18 protein-coding genes are annotated in these 19594 nt (G+C 61.0%); 8 read left to right on the top strand and 10 right to left on the bottom strand.

Features of this window, described 5'->3' with window-relative positions; translation table 11 throughout:
* Window positions 1–31: 31 nt before the first annotated feature.
* On the bottom strand, window positions 32–1477 hold the full coding sequence (locus tag Q8L89_05620; protein MDP1708527.1) for a M48 family metalloprotease: 1446 nt from the start codon (window positions 1475–1477) through the stop codon (window positions 32–34).
* A gap of 131 nt (window positions 1478–1608) precedes the next feature.
* Between Q8L89_05620 and Q8L89_05625 the strand changes: the two genes are divergently transcribed.
* Window positions 1609–2997, top strand: a complete 1389-nt coding sequence (locus tag Q8L89_05625; protein ID MDP1708528.1) for a hypothetical protein — start codon at window positions 1609–1611, stop codon at window positions 2995–2997.
* On the opposite strand, the gene Q8L89_05630 is transcribed toward Q8L89_05625, so the two are convergent.
* Entirely contained in the window at window positions 2994–3437 is a 444-nt protein-coding gene (locus tag Q8L89_05630) for a phosphate-starvation-inducible PsiE family protein (GenBank protein MDP1708529.1), read from the bottom strand. The two genes, Q8L89_05625 and Q8L89_05630, sit on opposite strands and share 4 nt — an antisense overlap.
* Before the next feature lie 2 nt (window positions 3438–3439).
* Window positions 3440–4048, bottom strand: a complete 609-nt coding sequence (gene plsY / locus Q8L89_05635; protein MDP1708530.1) for a glycerol-3-phosphate 1-O-acyltransferase PlsY — start codon at window positions 4046–4048, stop codon at window positions 3440–3442.
* A gap of 100 nt (window positions 4049–4148) precedes the next feature.
* Between plsY and Q8L89_05640 the strand changes: the two genes are divergently transcribed.
* The 3 genes from Q8L89_05640 (at window position 4149) to folK (ending at window position 5551) form a co-directional block, all read left to right on the top strand.
* Entirely contained in the window at window positions 4149–4583 is a 435-nt protein-coding gene (locus Q8L89_05640; GenBank protein ID MDP1708531.1) for a hypothetical protein, read from the top strand.
* Between the two features lie 102 nt (window positions 4584–4685).
* Window positions 4686–5042 carry a dihydroneopterin aldolase gene (gene folB / locus Q8L89_05645; protein ID MDP1708532.1) on the top strand — a complete coding sequence of 119 codons (357 nt, stop codon included), beginning with the start codon at window positions 4686–4688 and terminating at the stop codon, window positions 5040–5042.
* Entirely contained in the window at window positions 5039–5551 is a 513-nt protein-coding gene (gene folK / locus Q8L89_05650) for a 2-amino-4-hydroxy-6-hydroxymethyldihydropteridine diphosphokinase (GenBank protein ID MDP1708533.1), read from the top strand. Before folB ends, folK begins: the two co-directional genes overlap by 4 nt.
* Here the strand turns inward: folK and Q8L89_05655 are convergent.
* Entirely contained in the window at window positions 5548–6300 is a 753-nt protein-coding gene (locus tag Q8L89_05655; GenBank protein MDP1708534.1) for a pteridine reductase, read from the bottom strand. The genes folK and Q8L89_05655 overlap by 4 nt on opposite strands.
* Before the next feature lie 79 nt (window positions 6301–6379).
* On the opposite strand from Q8L89_05655, the gene Q8L89_05660 reads away from it, so the two are divergent.
* The gene (locus Q8L89_05660; GenBank protein ID MDP1708535.1) at window positions 6380–7561 is read left to right on the top strand and encodes an SAM-dependent methyltransferase; all 1182 of its coding nucleotides are present in this window, start codon (window positions 6380–6382) and stop codon (window positions 7559–7561) included.
* Between the two features lie 4 nt (window positions 7562–7565).
* Here the strand turns inward: Q8L89_05660 and Q8L89_05665 are convergent, their stop codons facing one another.
* Genes Q8L89_05665 through Q8L89_05675 form a run of 3 tightly spaced genes read right to left on the bottom strand, consistent with a single transcriptional unit; the run spans window position 7566 to window position 11756 of the window.
* Window positions 7566–8774 carry a multifunctional CCA addition/repair protein gene (locus Q8L89_05665; GenBank protein MDP1708536.1) on the bottom strand — a complete coding sequence of 403 codons (1209 nt, stop codon included), beginning with the start codon at window positions 8772–8774 and terminating at the stop codon, window positions 7566–7568.
* A gap of 5 nt (window positions 8775–8779) precedes the next feature.
* Window positions 8780–9739: a complex I NDUFA9 subunit family protein gene (locus Q8L89_05670; protein ID MDP1708537.1), complete on the bottom strand. Its 960-nt coding sequence runs from the start codon at window positions 9737–9739 to the stop codon at window positions 8780–8782.
* A 34-nt stretch (window positions 9740–9773) separates the two neighbouring features.
* A complete protein-coding gene (locus Q8L89_05675; protein MDP1708538.1) occupies window positions 9774–11756 on the bottom strand; it encodes a transglycosylase SLT domain-containing protein in 1983 nt (660 codons plus the stop codon).
* A 42-nt stretch (window positions 11757–11798) separates the two neighbouring features.
* Here Q8L89_05675 and Q8L89_05680 point away from each other — a divergent pair, with 42 nt between their 5' ends.
* Genes Q8L89_05680 through Q8L89_05690 form a run of 3 tightly spaced genes read left to right on the top strand, consistent with a single transcriptional unit; the run spans window position 11799 to window position 14759 of the window.
* Window positions 11799–13163 (top strand): NAD-dependent succinate-semialdehyde dehydrogenase, encoded by a 1365-nt coding sequence (locus Q8L89_05680; protein ID MDP1708539.1) that lies wholly within the window; start codon window positions 11799–11801, stop codon window positions 13161–13163.
* A gap of 4 nt (window positions 13164–13167) precedes the next feature.
* Entirely contained in the window at window positions 13168–13959 is a 792-nt protein-coding gene (locus tag Q8L89_05685; protein MDP1708540.1) for a sulfite exporter TauE/SafE family protein, read from the top strand.
* A gap of 53 nt (window positions 13960–14012) precedes the next feature.
* Window positions 14013–14759, top strand: coding sequence for an SDR family oxidoreductase (locus tag Q8L89_05690; GenBank protein ID MDP1708541.1), 747 nt, complete (start codon window positions 14013–14015; stop codon window positions 14757–14759).
* Window positions 14760–14972: 213 nt separating this feature from the next.
* Here the strand turns inward: Q8L89_05690 and lplT are convergent, their stop codons facing one another.
* From lplT to aas, 3 genes are read right to left on the bottom strand one after another with little or no spacing between them, the layout of a single operon-like run.
* Complete coding sequence (lplT, locus tag Q8L89_05695; GenBank protein MDP1708542.1) at window positions 14973–16187, bottom strand: lysophospholipid transporter LplT; 1215 nt, start codon at window positions 16185–16187, stop codon at window positions 14973–14975.
* A complete protein-coding gene (locus Q8L89_05700) occupies window positions 16184–17416 on the bottom strand; it encodes an amidohydrolase family protein (GenBank protein MDP1708543.1) in 1233 nt (410 codons plus the stop codon). Before Q8L89_05700 ends, lplT begins: the two co-directional genes overlap by 4 nt.
* Window positions 17413–19560: a bifunctional acyl-ACP--phospholipid O-acyltransferase/long-chain-fatty-acid--ACP ligase gene (gene aas / locus Q8L89_05705; GenBank protein ID MDP1708544.1), complete on the bottom strand. Its 2148-nt coding sequence runs from the start codon at window positions 19558–19560 to the stop codon at window positions 17413–17415. Before aas ends, Q8L89_05700 begins: the two co-directional genes overlap by 4 nt.
* Window positions 19561–19594: the final 34 nt, after the last annotated feature.

The raw sequence follows: 19594 nt of genomic DNA on the forward strand, positions 1-19594 counted from the left end.
CAATTATAGCCGATGTGGGGGTGGGGCGTCATCAGTGTTTGTCCTCCTCGGACAGCTCGTCCTGGAGCTGTTTCAGCCGCGCCTCCATCTGCGAGCTGCGGTAGAAGTCGCTGTCTGCGGCCTTGATACCGGCCTGGAGCTGCTCGACAGCGGCTCCGGTCTGGCCATTGAGATAGTAATGCTCGGCCAGCGCCTGATGTGCAGCTGCGGTCTGGCCGGCGGCGATCTCGGCATCGGCCAGCAGCTTGTACAGCGCCGGGTCGGGCAGGCGGCGACGCACGAAATCACCCAGCAGGCGGCGTGCCTGATCCGGCTGGCCAGCCCGCAACAGGGCGCGGCTGTAGTTCAGGGTCAGCACCGGGTTACCGGGCAGTAACTGCAGGGCGTCGGCATAGGCGCGCAGTGCCTGAGGTATACGGTTGTCCGCCAGATCGACCTGGGCCAGGGCATTAATATAGGCCGTGCGCTCCCTGTCCGTGGCCAGCAGGGCGTTGAGTTCGGTGCGCGCGGCGGCATACTCGCCACTGGCGGACAGTGCCAGCGCGTAGCCATAGCGTTCTGCGGCCGCGTTGCGGTATTGCCCGCTTTCCAGTGCGGCGGCAAAACGTTGCGCCGCTTGCTTCGGGTTGACTTCCTTCAGCACCCGCAGCTTGGTGCGCACCAGATGGTAGTTGAGATTGTCGCTGAGCTGGCGGTAGGGGTATTGCTCGGCGCGGTTGCGGGTGTCGGCAATACGCGATTCGTCGACCGGGTGGGTGCGCAGGAATTCCGGCACACTGGCCCCGACATAACGGCTGGTCTTTTGCAGGCGCTCGAAGAAGCCCGGCATGTAACGCGGGTCGAAGCCGGCGCGCGCCAGCATCGGCACGGCTACCCGATCGGCCTCTTCTTCGTTGCTACGGGTGAAGTTGATCTGCGCCTGCACGGTACCTGCCTGGGTTGCGGCCAGTGCGGCCTGGCCCAGTTGGCTGTTCTGCGTGCCGATGAGGATGGCGGCGAGAAAGGCCGCGGTACTGGGCAGGCTCATCTTGTTGGCCGCCTCAATCCGGCGCGCCAGGTGGCGCTGGGTCAGGTGCCCAATTTCGTGCGCGATCACCGAGGCCAGTTCACCCTCGGACTCGGTCGCCATGATCAACCCGCTGTGCATGCCGATAAAACCGCCGGGCGCGGCAAAGGCGTTGATGGAGGGGTCGTCCACCACGAAGAAGGTAAAGTCGAGCGACTGGTTATCGCTGTGCGCCGCCAGCTGGTAGCCCAGCGAGTTGATGTACTGGCTGACCTCCGGGTCGTCCATGATCTTGAGCGACCGGCGGATCTCGCGCATGAAGGCCTCACCCATCCGGCGCTCATCGGCAGGCGAGATGCTGCTGCCCGCCGTGTCGCCGATGTCCGGCAGATTGAGGTTGAGCGCAGCGGCCTGGGTGGGCTGCTGAAGGGCAGCGAGCAGAAACAGGGTGCACAAGTGACGCAGCTTCAAGCGGTAGTCCTGGCTGGCTGGAGGATACGGCATCAATGGTTAAGACCGCGCCGGCCGCTATCGGTTCAGGTGGGCGGTCCCGGGGCTCTCCTATATACTGCGACAGTTTAACGTAACCTTTGGAAGGAAACATGCTCGCCGACCTGATTGCCCGTATTCCGGCCCGTGCCTGGGTTCTGGCCGCCCTGCTGATCTGGGGTGGATTGGCCTTGCTGCTGTTGCGGCAGGACGGCTATGGCATCGAGGAGGGGGCGGCGCATGCCCTGTTGCTGAACTGGACGCTGATCGACAGCGTGGCCAGCCCGGTGTTTACCTTCGGTGTGCCGGATTTTCGCGCCGTGCTGTTCATCCCGGTGGCGGTCTACTGGTCAGGCAGCCTGCTGGCGGCCAAGGTGTTTACGTTGCTGATCACCTTTGGCGCCGGGCTGCTGTTTTACCGCTGGTGCAGCCGGACGGCGAGCCCGGAGGCCGCCCTGATCGCGACCGGTTTGTGGTTGATTGCGCCGATCACCCTATATGTCGCAAACAGCCTCGGCGCGGGCATTTATCTGGTGGCGCTGTTTGCACTGGGCGCCTGGCTGGATGAGGCCTATCGCGCCGAGCCACGGCCTCTGGGAGGCAAATATTTTGCCCAGATGGTGCTGGCGGCCATCAGCGTGAGCCTGCACCCGGCAGGGCTGGCGCACCCGCTCGCGCTCGCCCTGCGCTGGCACAAGGCGCCACTCAGCCGCCGGGAGCAGCGGCAGGTTTTTATCGGGCTGGCGGTGGCGGTGGTTGCCGTCGTGCTGGTGCGCATGGGCTGGTCGGGTCTGGCGTGGTGGAGTAATCTGCTCCCCGTGTTGTCGGGGCTGCTCACTACGCCCGGCACCACCGTGGGCGATGCGGCGTACTGGCTGGGTTTTGTGGCGGGCGTACTGACCGTGTGGGTGCTGTGGGTGAAGCGCACGGCCTGGCTGCATGACACCACCGGTCTGATGCTGGTGCTGGGATTGGTGCTGGGGCTGAGTGCGACGGACAATACCTGGGCGCTGCTCGCGCTCACTGCCGTGATTTACTACGGCGTGCCGCAACTGATTGCGCTGAACAGCGCCTGGGGCGGTGACGGGCTGTGGCGTCAGCGCGGCGGGGTGTTGCTGCTGGTGATCGTCGTGGCCACGCTGTTCATGAGTCAGGACCGGCAACAGGCAGCGTATGCCCGCGCTGCCCCGCTGGCGGCGCAGGATCGCTTGTTGCAGGCGCTGGTACTGGAGGCGGGAGATGAAAAACAGCCGTTTCGGGTAGCGAGTCAATGGCCGGCGCGCACCATGCTGGTCACCCGCCGCGATGCCTTGCCGCTACCCCCGGCGGCCAAAGACAGCGTGGCACAGTTACAGATGCTGTCCGGGGTGACCCACCTGGTGTTTGATCCCTACCGGGTGGAGCGTGCCCTGGCGCGTAATCTTTCCGAACTGGGCGCCGAGATCGAAACCGTGGTGCGGCAGGAGGGTGGCGTGATACTCAAGGTGCGCACGGCTGACTAGGGCAGCGGTGCCTTGGGTACGTTGTCCAGCATGCTCTTTTCGCGTTGATACACCAGCACCGAGCCGATGCGCAGTGCGCCCAGCACAAACAGCAGCGCGCTCAGGGCATAGATCTCATCCGTGGTGATCTGGTGCTCAAACAGCTTGATCATGATCTCGCGCAACACAAACACGATGCCGGCGTCGACGATGAACGTCATGCGCAGGCGCCGGGTGGTGAAGTAATCCACCAGCGAGCGTGACAACTCAATCAGAATGAACAGCGTGAGTACGTCCGAGATGATGCGCTGATATTCCCGCGCCAGATCATTGGTACCGATCAAATCGCCCAGGTTGAGAAACAGCATGCCCACGCCGATGATGATGCCGAGGGTAATGAAGGCCAGCATCACGCCAAGCACCAGGCCGGTGATGACATTGAAAATTTTGAAGAAGTCCATTTTCATCGGGAAAGGCTGATTCTGGCTTCCGTGCCGCTGAGCAGGTTGCGGATATTACCCTGATGCCGCCACAACAAAAAGGTGGTCATGACAACTGCCACCAGCATAAACTCGGCCGGGGCGCCGATCCAGTGCATATACAAGGGTGCCAGAAAAGCTGTCGTGAGGGCTGCGAGTGACGAATAGCGCGTCAGCAGGGCGATGACAAGCCAGGTGAGTATGGCGCCACCGCCTACCCACCAAGTGAGTCCGAGCAGCACGCCGAGGAAGGTGGCCACGCCCTTGCCGCCGCGAAAACCAAAAAATACCGGATACAGATGGCCGAGAAAGGCGGCCAGAGCCACCGCGGCCAGCGCCAGTGACGGCAGCCCCAGATATTTTGCAATCAACACCGGCATCAGACCCTTAAGCGTGTCGCCGAGCAACGTCAGTGCTGCCGCCCGCTTGCCCGCCAGGCGCAGCACATTGGTGGCGCCCGGATTGCCGGAGCCATTGACGCGTGGGTCGGGCTGGCCTAAAAGTTTGCTTACCAGAATCGCACTCGAGACCGAGCCTGCAAGATAGGCTGCAACGAGCAGGGTAACAGTAATAATTGCAGGTACGCTGTCCATGGTGCGCCCATTGGAACCGGTTGCGCGTTCCGGGTCAAGCCCGGCAACGGCCATGCACGTTTTTTTTCGCACAAAACGCACGTGCCAGACGGAGAAAAACATGCTTCGAATCGAGTTCATGTTGTTGATCTACGCGTTTCTCGTCAACCTCCTGTGGGAGATGCTGCAGATGCCGCTGTTTACGTATCCTGTCACGGTAACTGTGTGGCAGGCCAGCCTGGAATGCGCGCAGGTGTCGGCGGGCGATGCGCTGATGCTGCTGGTGTCGTTCTGGGGGGTCGCGCTGGTGCGGCAGAGCCGGCGCTGGATACTCCAGCCCACGGCCGGTGCGCTGGCCCTGTTTCTTGTGCCGGGCCTGGTCATGACGGTAGTATTTGAGGCGCTTGCCACGGGATCATGGAGCCGGTGGGAGTATTCCGCCGTCATGCCGGTGTTGCCAATTACAGGAACTGGTCTTGCGCCGTTGCTGCAGTGGTTGCTGTTGCCGCTGTTGATTGCGTGGCTGGTGCGGTGCTGGCCAGCTGGCGTAAGATGAGTCGCGGGCAGCAGTTGTTGCGCCGTGAGTGATTTCATTCCTGCGCCTGTCCGTATACACTCACGCGGTTCCTGCCACTCACTCATCCTGATCGCCTGCCCTATGGATATTATCTACCTGCACGACCTGAAGATCGACGCGGTTATCGGCATCTTCGACTGGGAGCGGCGCGTCAAGCAGACCATTACCCTCGGTCTCGACATGGCGGCGGATATCCGCACGGCGGCGGCGAGCGACAGCATCGCGGACACGCTTGATTACAAGGCGGTGTCGAAGCGGTTGATCGATTTTGTCGGCCACAGCGAGTTCCATCTGGTGGAGACGATAGCGGAGCGCGTGGCGGAAATTGTACTCACCGAGTTTAACGTCGCCTGGGTGCGCGTGCGCGTGAACAAGAAGGGCGCGGTGCGGGGTGCGATGGACGTGGGCGTGATTATCGAGCGTGGTGAGCGTCCATGACGCGCGTCTACGTAAGCATGGGCAGCAACATCGAGCGCGAGCGCAATACCCGCGCCGGCCTTGCCGCATTGCGCGAACACTATGGCCCGCTCACCGTGTCGTCCGTCTACGACAGCAAGGCGGTGGGCTTTGCGGGCGATGACTTTTACAATCTGGTGGTGGGGTTCGATACCGCCGAGGACGTGCACGCGGTGGCGCACACGCTGGAGCGCATCGAACACGAGCACGGCCGCGCACGCGGTGCCGCGCGCTTCAATTCGCGCACCCTCGACCTTGATCTCCTGCTCTACGGCGACCTCGTGCTGCACGAGCCCGGCCTGAAGCTGCCGCGCCCGGAGATTTTGAGATATGCCTTTGTGTTATGGCCGCTGGCAGAGATCGCCGGCCAGTGGCGTCACCCGCAGGATGGGCAGACGTATCAGGAGTTGTGGCAGCGCTTCGATAAAGGCCAGCAGAAACTCGTGCGGGTGGATTTTCCTGCCGACCTCGATGTTGCGGCAAACAGTTAGGCGTTGATGGAGCGTCCGCCATCTACGGTAATCACCTGACCGGTGATGTAGCCTGCATCACGGATCAGAAACAGCACCGCGCGCGCGATGTCGCCAGGCTGGCCTTGATGCTTGAGCAGCGTGCGCGAAATGATGCGTTGCTGAGTGACCTGGTCCAGTGCTTCCGGCCACAGAATGGCGCCGGGCGCGACAGCGTTCACGCGCACGTGAGGCGCGAGTTCGCAGGCCAGCGCCTTGGTCAGCATCACCAGCCCGGCCTTGGCCGTGCTGTAGACGGGGTAGGTCTTGAGCGGACGGTCGGCGTGGATGTCGACGATATTGATGATGCATCCGCTGGATTCGCCGAGCGCGCGCGCGGCGGCCTGTGCCGCAAAAAACGGCGCGCGCAGATTGCTGCCCATGATCTCATTCCAGTGCTCATCATTTACTGAGCCGATCGGGGTCGGATAAAAACTGGAGGCGTTGTTGATCAGCACATCGAGCCTGTTCCAGGCCTGGATGGAGTTCTGTACCATGCGGGCTACCTTCGCGTTGTCGAGCAGGTCGGCCTGTACGAGTACCACGGAGTCGGCGCGCCGGGCGTTGAGTTTTTGCTGGAGAGCATGTGCTGCCTGTTTCGATCGGCGGTAATGCAATACCAGATTCAGGCCCTCGGCATGCAGTGCTTCAGCGATGGCCGCGCCGATGCGCTGCGCTGCGCCGGTGATGAGCGCCACTTTCCCGTTCAGCGGGTTTGTATTATTCTGCATGATACCCCTTGCCGTCTTTCTGTTGCATGCGGCTAGCGTAACCTAAAATGTTTCCGCATAAAATCACTTCCGAATGAACATGGCACCGAGAGACCTGCCCACACCGGATGCGTCCGAGGCGGCGCACAGCGAACGTTTGCAGCAGATGATCCGCCACGAGATCGAGCAGGCAGGCGGGCGCATGACCTTCGCGCGCTATATGGAGCTTGCGCTCTACGCCCCCGGCCTTGGCTATTACAGCGCAGGCTTTCAGAAATTCGGGGCAGGCGGTGATTTCACCACTGCGCCAGAGATATCAGCCCTGTTTGCCTGTTGTATTGCACGCCAGTGCCAGCAGGTGCTGAGGCAGGTGCCGGAGAGTGACATTCTCGAAGTCGGTGCGGGTTCCGGTGCGATGGCGTGTGATGTGTTGATCGAGTGCGAGCGCTTGGGCTGTCTGCCACGACAATACCTGATTCTTGAGCTCAGCGCCGAACTGCGTGCACGGCAACAGGTCAGGCTGGAGCAATGTGTGCCTCACCTGATGCAGCGGGTGCGCTGGCTGGATGGGCTGCCGCAGCCGGGATTCCGCGGTGTGGTGCTGGCAAACGAAGTGCTGGATGCGATGCCGGTACACCGCTTTCGCCTCGATGAGGGTGTTGTCAGTGAGCGCCTTGTCGGGCATGAAGCCGGACGCTTTGTGTGGCGCCATGGACCGGTAAGTGATGCTGAGCTGGCCGCGTATATCGATACCCTGTTGCCTGCTATGCAGGGTGCGCCGACAGTGCTGGAGTCAGAGGCAGGCGTTATGGTGTCTGCGTGGATTAGCAGTGTGGCGCAGGTGATCGAGCAAGGCCTGCTGCTGTTGATTGATTACGGTTATCCTCGTCACGAGTTTTACCACCCGCAGCGTGTGCAGGGCACACTGCAATGCCACTATCGCCACCATGCGCATGCTGATCCCTTCCGCTACCCCGGCTTGCAGGATATTACCGCGCACGTGGATTTTACCGCCGTGGCCGAGGCCGGTCATGGGGCTGGCCTCGATGTGGCTGGCTACACCAGTCAGGCATTTTTTCTGCTGGCGTGTGGATTGATGGACAGGGTGGGCGAGATGGGTGGTGCAGGCAGTACGGCGGAGCAACTGGCGCTGATGCAGCAGGTCAAGCGACTGACCCTGCCGGATGAGATGGGTGAGCTATTCAAGGTGATCGCGCTCACGCGCGGTATCGATACTCCGCTGCTCGGATTTTCAATGCGGGACAATCGCGGCAAGTTGTAACGTGTCAGGTTAGCGCCCGTATCGCCTCAATGCGCAGTTGCCGCAGTTGTCGGGCAATGGCCTCGCCCTTGAGGCCGGACGCCGCAAGCGGCTGCGGATCAATACTGGCGTAGGCGTCGCGTGCCTGGCGGAAGACATCTGCCTGCGGGTAGGGTGCGTCTTCGTAGCCGGTGCGACCGCGTGCGTCGGCCTCACACGCCAGCAGAAACTGCTCAAAGCGCTCCGGGCGCCTGGTGGCATCCAGTGCTTCCAGTTTTTCCAGCAAGGTATCAGGCCGCAGTTCTGCCGCCCGATGACAGTCACCGTGATAACGGGCGACGAGTACGGCAAGGTCACGATAGTCATTCGGAACCCGGAACCGTGTACAGATGTCCTGTGCCAGCTCCACGCTGCGTGCTTCGTGACCGATATGCCTTGGCCACTGCTCCTGGGGTGTGGTGCCCTTTCCAAGATCGTGCATCAGCACGGCGAAGCGCACGCGCGGGTCGGGCGACAGCCGCGTAGCCTGCTCCAGCACCATCATGGTGTGCAGGCCGGTATCAATTTCCGGGTGGTGGTTTTGCGGCTGAGGCACGCCGTAAAGACGCGCGATTTCGGGTAATAATCTTTGCAGTGCGCCGCAGGCACGCAACACCTCAAAAAACCGGGTGGGGGTTTTCTCTGCCAGCGCGCGCTCAAGTTCCACCCACACACGTTCGGGTACCAGCGCACCCACCTCGCCGTTGTCAACCATTGTGCGCATGAGTGCCTGCGTTTCATCAGCCACGCGAAATCCGGCGAAGCGGGCGGCAAAGCGGGCAACACGCAGGATGCGCACCGGGTCTTCAGAAAATGCGGGCGACACGTGGCGCAGGATTTTGTTTTTGATGTCGGTCACGCCGTTGAAGGGATCGGTGAGGTGGCCGTGCTCATCCATGGCGATGGCATTAATGGTGAGGTCGCGTCGCTTGAGGTCATCCTCCAGTGTTACGTCGGGTGCTGCATGCACGGCAAATCCCTTGTAGCCAGGTGCAGTCTTGCGCTCGGTGCGCGCGAGTGCGTATTCCTCGTGTGTTTCGGGATGCAGGAATACAGGGAAATCCGCGCCGACCAGTTTAAAGCCCCGGGTTAGCATTTCTGCGGGTGTGGCGCCGACCACCACCCAGTCGCGATCCTGCACCGGCAGGCCCAGCAGCTTGTCGCGTACCGCGCCGCCCACCTGGTAGATATGCACGGCGTCTAATCCCGGTTGGCGTGAGTGCGGTAGCCGGGGTAGCGCGTCCTGACTCCGCGCGGCGCGAGATAGTCCGGTACGATAAACTCCAGCGGCGTGGGTGTGATGCCGAAGATGGCCGGGAAGTCGTGGTGACACAGACTGTCAACCTGCAGGGAGAGGTAGTTATCGCGCGAAAACGGTTTGCCCGGCAGATACTCGAAGGCAGCGGCCTGCAGGCGCGACAACCTGTCGTTGAGCCCAAGTATCCGGCGTTTTATGCCAAGTACGCGGGCGGTATATTCAACCAGTTGCTGGAGCGTGTATGTTCGCGGGCCGCACAGGTTATAGCGCTTGCCGACGGTGTGGAAGTCCGGCAGGGCGCGCACCAGGGTCTCAACCACATCTTCGACATACACCGGTGCAAAACGCGCCTGCGGGCAGGCCAGTGGCAGGATGAAGGGAATCCGCCGCAGCAGATTGGCGAAGCGGTTGATGAAGCTGTCACCCGGGCCGAAGATGACTGAAGGACGAAAGCTGGTGACTCGCAGGTCAGGTGCGGTATGCAGCAAATCCTCGCCCTCACCCTTGGTGCGCAAGTAATGGCTGGGTGCAGTGCGGGCGCGAGCATTAAGCGCGCTCATGTGCAGCACGCGCTCGATGCCTGAAGCGAGACAGGCACGCACGATTTTATCCGGAAGATCGACGTGCGGCGCACGAAATCCGCTGCCATCATGGCCTTTTTCATTAAGAATGCCGATCAGGTTGATAACCGCATCACAGCCGGTGAATTGTTCGGCCAGTGTGCGCAGGTTATGAATGTCTGCCTCGACGAGGTCAAGCGCAGGCAGGATGAGCAGGTCGCGATGGCATTCGCGCCGACGCGTCAGGATACGCACGCGATAGCCGTCCTCCACCAGTCGGTGGGCAAGGTGGTGTCCAACGAATCCCGTACCACCCAGGACACAAATCGTTTTCTCGCGCACGTGGATAACCCCGGCAGTAGGTAGTATGGAGCGACTATTCGCCGTACGCTGGAACGTCCGGCATACGCTCACGCAGGGGTACGATAGCACGCCCAAGGCGGTGGCCGAAGATGGCGCTGTAAGCCATCACCTGCTGGACGTAATTGCGCGTCTCCGTGAACGGAATATTCTCCACCCAGATATCGGCCTTTTGTGTGCTATCCGGCAGCCATTGCCTGATGCGTGACGGGCCGGCATTGTAAGATGCCGTCGCCAGGGCCTGGTGATCATTGTTTTTGTCCAGCACATGGCGTAGATAGGCACTGCCGACTTGAATGTTTTTGTCGATTTCGAGCAGGTCGTTGATGTGGCGGAGGGGGGAGTTCAGCAGTTTTGCCGTCTGCTTGCCGGTGGCTGGCATGAGTTGCATGAGCCCGAGTGCGCCTGCGCTGGAGCGTGCATCCGGCATAAAGGCGCTTTCCTGCCGTATGACGCCATAGATCCAGGCAGGATCGAGACCCTGCTGTTCTGCACTGGCCAGCACCTGGTCGCGAAATGCCGTAGGAAAGCGTAACTCGAGGTCATCATTGTGTTCGGCCTTGGCCAGGGTGAAGATACTGCGGTCATGCCAGCCCCAGCGGCTGGCAATTACGGCGGCGAGTTGCCGCTCACGTTCACCCATCGCTGCTGTGACATAGTCCCACTCGCGCCGCGCGCTCGGGATCAGATCCAGCTGGTAGAGTTCCCGGCAGCGCATGATTCCCGGGAGTGTGCTCACTTTGCCCAGTTCGGCCTCGGTGAGCTCGATAGGCCGGTCATTGAATACATAAGGTTGCTGCAGACGGTCAGCGGCGAGAAACCCATAGTAGCTGCGTTTCTGCGCCAGAGAGGTATACAGCTGTTCCGGGTTGGCGTGTGGCCCGACGCCTGCCGTGGCGGATCCGGCCTGCTCCAGAGCGCGTGCGCGCCAGTAGCGCCATTGTTCGTCTTCGCGCTCTGCGGGCGTCAGGGCGTCAAGCGCGGCCAGTCCTGCTCGCCAGTCCTGCCTGGCGAGCGCGGCCCGTACGCGCCACTGACGCACACGCTCATCGGCCTGATCGGGGTTGATGGCTGCCAGCCAATCCAGCGCCTGTGGCAGGCGTTGCAGTGCGGCAGAAACGGCAATATCGCGTTCGGTGACACCGATTTCTTCCGGGCTGAAGGTATATCCAGACTTGATGCGCTGCCAGTGTACGGCGGCTTGGGCCGCATCAGTGCGCGCCAGCCGCTTGACGCCGTGACGCACGATGTCACGGGCCTTGGGTGTGTCGCGCTTGAAGTCGGCGTGTACAAGCATGTCCCCGGGATTGTTGTGCATGCGCTGAAAGCGCTGTACCCACTGTCGCTCGTCCGCGCCCAGCTCCTTGGCGAGCAGGTCGGCGAAATCCGTCTGGCGGTTGTCCATGGCGAGGCGGATACGCTGCCACGACAGATCGGGTGTGAGGTGTCCTGCCGCACGCCACAGCTTGAACACACCATCACACTCGCCCGGCTGCGATTTGCCTGTCAGCCACAACTCCTGCACCTCTGCAAACCAGCCGGGCGGTACAGGCGGGCCCTCGTGGGCGCGGTAACGTGCCAGTAACTCATAACAGCGCAGCGCCACACCTTGTTCATTGGGATAAGGGCGATACTCCTGCAGATAGGTCTGCCACTGTTTGGCGCTGATGAGGGCGGAGAGCCAGGCCGCACGTAACCGGCTGCTTACCGCCGAGTCACTGTAGCGGCTGAGGAAGTCGCGTATTTCGCCTTCCGGAACATCCGCAATCCGCTGGCGCAACTCGTCGTAGCGCAAATAGGGGTACAGGGGATAATCGCGCAACTGGTCGGCCAGGCGCTGATAGGTCTTCATGTCGCCCTTGTCCAGGGCCTGACGTGCCGCGAGAAAGCCGGAGCGCTGCTGTTCCAGCGTGTTCGCGCCGTCAGCATGTGCTGATGTCCAGATGAACGGGGTGATACACAACAATAAGGCGGGCAGGCTGCGGCAGCATAATCTCATGGCGCTATACTAGCGCTAACAAGCACTCTGGGGAACCCGGTAATGACGTTCACCTCGATCAATCCCGCTACCGGCGCACTGCTCAAGACGGTGCAGCCCTGGGGCGAGTCTGCACTGGAGCAATGTCTGCGGCAGGTGGCGCGGGCTGCACCGGCCTGGGCGGCACAACCACTGGCAGGCCGTGCGGCACTGCTGCGCCAGGTGGCGACGCTGTTGCGTACGCGCCAAGAGGCGCTGGCGCGCCTGATTACGCAGGAGATGGGGAAGTTGCTGGCGGAGGCGCAGGCGGAAATAGAGAAGTGTGCAGCGGGTTGCGAGTATTACGCCGAGCAGGGTGCGCAGTTTCTCGCCCCGGAAATTATTGCCAGTGACGCGACACGGAGCTATGTACGCTATGAACCACTCGGCACCGTGTTGGCGGTGATGCCGTGGAATTTTCCCTTCTGGCAGGTATTCCGCTGCGCCGCGCCCGCACTAATGGCGGGCAACAGCGTGGTGCTGAAGCATGCCGCTAATGTGCCGCAGTGTGCACTCGCCATTGAGGAGTTGTTCGGTGCCGCCGGGTTTCCGGCGGATGTATTTCGCACGCTGCTGATTGAAAGCCAGCAGGTCGAGCGGGTGATTGCCGATCCACGGGTACAGGCGGTGAGCGTCACCGGCAGCATCGGGGCAGGGCGTGCCGTGGCCGCCGCTGCAGGCGGACAGTTGAAGAAAACGGTGCTGGAGTTGGGCGGCTCGGACGCCTTTATCGTGCTCGACGATGCCGATCTGGAGGTCGCCGTGGCGCAGGCGGTGACCGCGCGTTTCCTGAATGCCGGGCAGAGCTGTATCGCTGCCAAGCGTATGATCGTGGTGCAGGGCGTCGCCGATGTGTTTGTGCAGGGTTTGAAGGCGGCCGTGGAGAGGTTACGTCCGGGTGACCCGCTGGCAGCAGCGACCACACTGGCGCCTTTGGCGCGTGCCGACCTGCGTGATGAATTGCACGCCCAGGTCAGCGACAGCATTGCGCAGGGCGCCCTAGCGGTGACTGGTTGTGCGCCGTTACCGGGGCCGGGCAATCATTACGCGCCCTCACTGCTGGATCAGGTCAAGCCCGGCATGCGTGCCTGGCACGAGGAGTTGTTCGGGCCGGTGGCGTGCGTGCTGCGTGCCCGCGATGAGCGCGATGCCGTGCGCATTGCCAATGACAGCTGTTTTGGTCTGGGCGGCAGCGTGTGGACGCAGGACAGCGCGCGCGGTGAGTACATTGCCTGCGCGCTGCAATGCGGGGCGGCCTTTGTGAACGGCATCGTGAAGAGCGACCCGCGTCTGCCCTTCGGCGGCATCAAGCAGTCCGGCTATGGCCGCGAACTGTCGCGCCACGGTCTGCTGGAGTTTGTGAACATCAAGACCGTGTGGATCAAATAGCGGCATGGAGATTCTGCTGCTGTACCTGTTGCTGGGTGCCTTTGTCGGTGTCGTGGCGGGTTTGTTTGGCGTCGGTGGCGGCTTGATTATAGTGCCAGCGTTGCTGTTTATCTTTCACGGCAGTGGCATGTCCGCAACGGTGGTTATGCACATGGCGATAGGCACCTCGCTTGCCACCATCATGGTTACGTCGCTGTCCTCGGTGCGCGCCCATCATCAGCACGGCGCCGTGCTGTGGCCGATAGTGGCAAAGCTCGCGCCGGGGATTGTGGCGGGCACCCTGTTTGGGGCCTACATCGTGAATCAACTGCCCAACGCCACACTGCGTATTATTTTTGGCGTGTTTGAGCTGCTGGTGGCGGCGCAAATGGCCTTTGGTATCAAGGCTGCACCGCACCGTCAGTTACCGGGCTGGCCCGGCATGAGCGTGACGGGGGCGATCATCGGCAAGGTCTCCGCCATCATCGGTATCGGTGGCGGTACGCTCACCGTACCGTTTCTGGTCTGGTGCAATACCGGCATACGGCAGGCGGTGGCCACGTCCGCCGCCTGTGGCCTGCCTATCGCCGTCGCCGGTACGGTGGGGTTTGTCATCACCGGCTGGAATACGCCGCAATTGCCGGCCTGGAGTACGGGTTATATCTACTGGCCAGCCTTTGCCGGTATTGCGCTCGCCAGCGTGTTGTCTGCGCCGCTGGGTGCGCGGCTCGCACACACGCTGCCTGTTGGTCAGCTCAGGATTTATTTTTCTTTACTGCTGGCATTGCTTGGTATGCGGATGCTGTTATTCTCCTGAGGTATTGCAGGGCAGCGCAGGTTACATTTGGGCTCTTAATGGAGGGATATCTCATGGCACAGAAAACTGCACTGATCGTCGGCGGTAGCAGTGGAATCGGTCTTTCGGTCGCACTGATGCTCATGAAACAGGATGTCGCAGTGACCATCCTGGGCAAGAGTCCGCACAAGCTCAGCGCCGCGTACAAGTTGCTCGGTAAGGTGGCTACCATCCAGGCCGATATTACGCTGAATGATGTGCAACGAGTGATAGAGGCCGTTAACAATGCGCCGGCCTATGACTACCTGGTGAGTGCCGCAGGTGTATTTGTGCCGAAGAAATTTGTTGAACACACTGCGGCAGATTATGAAAAGTACCTTTCCATAAACAAGGGCCACTTCTTTATCACGCAAGCGGTGGTGCGCAAGATGGTCGAGCGTGGACAGGGCGGGAGCATTGTCAATATCGGCTCCATGTGGGCACATCAGGCGGTGCTCGCTACGCCGTCATCTGCGTATTCCATGGCCAAGGCTGGATTGCACAGCCTTACGCAGCATCTCGCCATGGAGTTGGGCGAGTATCGGATTCGAGTGAATGCTGTTGCTCCCGCCGTGGTCGAGACGCCGGTCTACGAAGCGTTCATTGAGCCGAGCAAGGTCAAGGAGACGCTCAAAAGTTTTGACAAATTTCATCCTATCGGGCGCATCGGTACGCCGGAGGATGTTGCCGAAGTGATCTGTTTCCTGCTTTCCGATCGCGCAGCCTGGGTGACTGGCGCGATCTGGGATGTAGACGGCGGTGTGATGGCGGGGCGGAACTGATGGGGTGTGTCTGTCGCGATGGCTTTTGTGCTGGCATGGTTCGGTACCAAGCTCCGCAGGTCGAGGCAGGAAGACAGAGTGCGCCATGAAAAGACGCGCCGCATGCTGTAGAGCCTCCCGGTGCCCAGCGGTTGGTGCAGTTTTCGCTCGCAACAGTGGTTGAGACGAGAGATGCATTGCCACTGCGCTGGAAATTCGATAATTACTCGCAGTTCAATCCGGGTTCGTAGTGCAGCGACGCATGACGTACAACCACAGCATGCCGAACAGAATGAGCACGCCAAAGCCGAATGCGACATACGTAATTGATACGCCCGTGCCGATGATCAGGGTATACAGCCCGACCAGCACCAGCATGGCAATATTCTCGCTGAAATTCTGTACCGCAACCGCATGCCCGGCACCGACCGTTTCATGACCGCGCTCCTGCAACAGCGCATTTAGCGGCACCACAAACATGCCGCCGCAAGCGCCGATCAGCACCAGCAGGACAATACCGGTATAGATATCCTGCACGAAGGCAAGCGCCATGACCACACACCCCAGCAGCAGACCGGGGTAGAGCACGCGGTTTACCGTCGGCAGGGTGATGTAACGGGCGGCGAGTAGCGCCCCCAGCGCGATCCCCACCGCTACGACTCCACTCAAATTGGCCGGGGTTTTGTTGTCGCTGATCAGCAGCGCTATCGGCACCCAGGCCACCAGCAGAAAACGCAAGGTGCTGCCGCTGCCCCAGAATAAACTGGTGCCGACCAGTGAGAAGCGTGCGTCACGGTTGCGGTACAGGGTAGACAAGGCAAGGCGAAAATCCTTGACCAGTACCTGCAAGCCCGTGCGCTGTAACGGGTGCTCGGGTGCGAGGCGCGGAATCAGGAGATTGCTGAGCGCTGCCAGCAGATAACAGAGGGTGATGGAGACCAGCGCCAGTTGTACCGAGATGTCAGCGAGTATGCCGCCTGCCACAGCGCCCAGCAGAATGGCAATGATGGTGGAGCCTTCCATCAGGCTGTTGGCCTTGACCAGCTGATCGGTGCTGACCAGTTGGCGCAGAATGCCGTATTTCGCCGGCGAATAGGCGGCGGCGCCCAGCCCCACCAGACCGTAGGCCAGCCAGGGATTGAGTCCGCCCAGCATCGCTGCGGCGCCAAAGAATTTCAGGCCATTGCCCAGCATCATCACCCGCCCTTTGGGAAAGCTGTCGGCGAAGGGCCCGACAAAGGGCGCGAACACAATAAAGGCCAGAATAAAAAACTCCTGCAACAGCGGTGCGTGCCAGTTTTGGTAGGTGGCCAGTGATTTGACCAGTGCAATCGCGGCAAACAACAGTGCGTTATCCGCCAGGGCGGACAGAAACTGTGCCACCAGCACGGCCAGTATCGGGCGCGACATGAGTTTTACATCCAGGGTGTTATTGGCAAGGCTGGTCATGTGGGTTTGAAAAATGTACGGGTTTCAAAAATGGAGCGGGCAAACTGTCTGGCGCCAAGGCGTAGCTGGCGCTTGGTGACAAAATCAAACAGCAATGGGTTGTAGGTGCGCAGCGCTTGCAGAATGGGTACGGCGGCGGCATCCAGCAACTGCAAGTCAACCAGCAGGCGCATTGAGAACAGCGGCATGACGCCGGGTAGCGGGTAGTCCGAACCGTTGAGCAGTCGCGCGTGCCAGTCATCACGTTGCAGTACCCGTTTGAGATGGTGCGCGCGGTTGGTCTGCGTCATGGCCGAGATGTCGCCAAACAATTTGCCATAGTAGCGCGGGTCATCCATAAGGCGCTCGAACAAATCGATGCTGTCCACCCACGGGCCGTTTGTGCCGCGATCCAGGTCGCGATCCTGGCCCAGCGAGGCGCAGTGTGCTGTTACTACGCGCACGCCGTGCTCCAGGGCGCGGCGCAACCTGAGCGGGTTGCCGTATTCCTGGTGGTTGCCACCGTGCAAGGCACGCTCAGTGCCCGCATGGGTAATGAGCGAAATGTCATGCCGGGCCAGCGCCGCATAAAAGCGGTCACACAACGGCGAGGCGGGATCAATACCCATTGCCGCTGGCAGCCATTTTATGGCGCGCGCACCCTGGGTAACGGCATCATCCAGGGCCGCTACGCAATCACGCCGGTAGGGATGGATAGAGGCCACCCACTCGTACCAATCCGGGTGTTGCTGCGCCACCTGGCGGGCGTAATTGTTCGGTGTATAAAGTGTGGTGCGGCGCTCATCGGGTGCGCCGGCCTCGGTGTAGTAGCGGTCAAAGGCCAGCAACAGCAGCTTGCTGCCGTTGCGCATGTCCCCCATCAGGCGGTTCATGCGCCGCAGATAACCCCGGTCAATTCCATCGCTGCCGCCGCTGGCGCAGCCGCCATTCAGAAAGAATCGCTTTTGCGCATATTGAACCGGGTGTAACAGACTGTCCATGTCAATGCTCACCCGGATACCACTGCCGCTGTCGCCGGTACCTATGAGGTGGGCATGGCTGTCCCAGACATTCTCGGGGCGCAGTCCGTGCCATGCGGCCTGCACCAGTTCATGTTGCGCGAGACGGCTCGGTAAACTATCGAGACAGGGATTGATGAAACCTTGTTCCGGCCATAGCCGCCAGCCGGTCACGCCCAGCACCGGCAGTGCAAGTGCGGCCCCGCCCCGCAGGAAATCCCGCCGCTTCATGACATCTGCTCTGCCAGTGCGTGGATGGCAACGTAATCAAGCTTGCCGGTGCCGAGCAGGGGCAGTTCGGTGACATGCAGAATTCTGCGCGGCACAGCAATGTCGGCGTGGCCGAGTGCGCGCCCTGCGTGCTGGAGGGCCTCTCTGGAGAGCTGTGCGTCGGTGCTGACCAGTACGATGGCCTCGCCTCGCTGTGGATCAATGAGCGCCGTGGCCGCATGTTGTGCGTCAGGCGAGGCATGTCTGGCGATCTGCTCCACCACTTCCAGAGACACCATCTCGCCGGCCACCTTGGCGAAACGTTTGACGCGGCCAACGATACGCACAAAGCCATTGTTATCAATCTCGACGATATCACCGGTGCAATACCAGCCCTGTCCTGCCTCTGACGCGGGCGGCTCAAGCACCCCGGGACGCTCATGCCGGTAATAACCGGACATGATATTCGGCCCGCGCACATGCAACAGGCCGCCGCGCTCGATGCCGGGTACGGGCAGCAGGCGCGTCTCAATGCCGGGGAGAAACTGGCCGACTGTTCCGGCAGAATAGGCCAGAGGGGTGTTGACGGCCAGTACCGGAGCGGTTTCGGTAGCGCCATAGCCCTCCAGTATGCGTACGCCGAATTTTTCAGACCACACGCTGCGTACCGCATCTGATAATTTCTCGGCGCCGGCGATCACGTAGCGCAGGCGGTGGAAGTCGTAGGGGTGGGCGAACTTGGCATAGTTACCGAGAAAGGTGCTGGTACCGTACAGCACCGTGCATGCCTGGTCATATACCAGCTCCGGGATGATGCGGTAATGCAGTGGCGACGGGTACAGAAACAGCCGGGTGCCGGTCAGCAGGGGCAGCAGTGCGCCTGCCGTCAGTCCAAATGAATGGAACACAGGCATGGCATTGAGTATCTTGTCCTGCGGGGAGAAATCTATCACCGAGCGTATCTGGTTTATGTTGGCGAGCAGCGCGCGATGCGATAACACCACCCCTTTGGGTTTTCCTTCCGAGCCCGACGTAAACAAGACCACGGCGGTAGCCTCCGGATCGCAGGCTTTGATGGCGCGGCGAGGGAAGGGTAATGCCAGCAGCACCAGCCACAGCTTGTCGAGGAGGGTAAGGCGTGCGCGCATGTCCTCCAGATAAAGCAGGCGGACATCGCTCAGTGCCGCAAGCTGCTGTGTGAGATCGGCCTTGGCAACAAACTCGCGCGAGCTAATGATGGTTTTTATCCGGGCTGCATGACAGGCGCTTTGCATGGCTTCCAAGCCGGCCGTGTAGTTGAGCATGGCCGGCACACGGCCCCAGGCGTTCAGGCCCAGAAGCAGACAGAGCGTGCTGGTGATGTTGGGTAGCAGGATGCCTACCTGCTCATGCGGTTGACTGAACTTGGCGCTCAAGCGCCCCAAGGCCAGCGTCATTTTCAGGATCTGCCCGTAGGAGTACGCGGCTTGCTTGATGTCGCCCACGACGACGTGGTTACGCCCATAGCGCCGTATCGTAGTGAGTAGCTGGCCGTGGAGAGTTTGTTTCGGCTGGCTATTAAATACCATGGCCTGCATGATTTTGCGCAAGGCCTCGCCTGCCAGTTGGCGATATTGCTTGGGGTTGTCCGTGGCGGGCAGGGATAGACGGATGGGGGGCTGGATCGCAATGCGTACCGTGGGAAACAGCGTGTGCGGGTAGCTGTCGCGGGTGCGGCTGAACCAGGAGCCGATCAGGCCCTCAATCCCGATCGGGATGATCGTGGCATTTGTTTTGGCGGCGGCAAAGGCCGGGCCATCATAGATTTTCATCAGGCCGCCGGTGGTGGTGATGCGGCCTTCCGGGAAAATCATCACCGGGCGGCCTTGCTCCAGCAGCCGGATAACCTTCTTGATGGCCAGGGGATTTGCCGGATCAATTGTCAAATGGTCTATCAATGCCAGCACAACACGGAATGAGCGTACACGTGCAATATCGGTGTTGACGACGAACACCGGATCGACAGGCAGAAACAGGCCAAACAGCAACCCATCCAGAAACGACTGATGGTTGGCGATGATGAGCAGCCTTTTGTCCGCAGGCAATACCAGTTCTCCGGTAACTTGCACCCGGTATACGAGGCGGAACAAAAGTCTCAGAAATGTTTTTAATAGCAGTCTGAACATGTTCTCTCCATCAGTAACATGCGACACAGATTCG

The organism is Gammaproteobacteria bacterium (genome assembly GCA_030680605.1).
Classification (GTDB): domain Bacteria; phylum Pseudomonadota; class Gammaproteobacteria; order SURF-13; family SURF-13; genus JAQBXX01.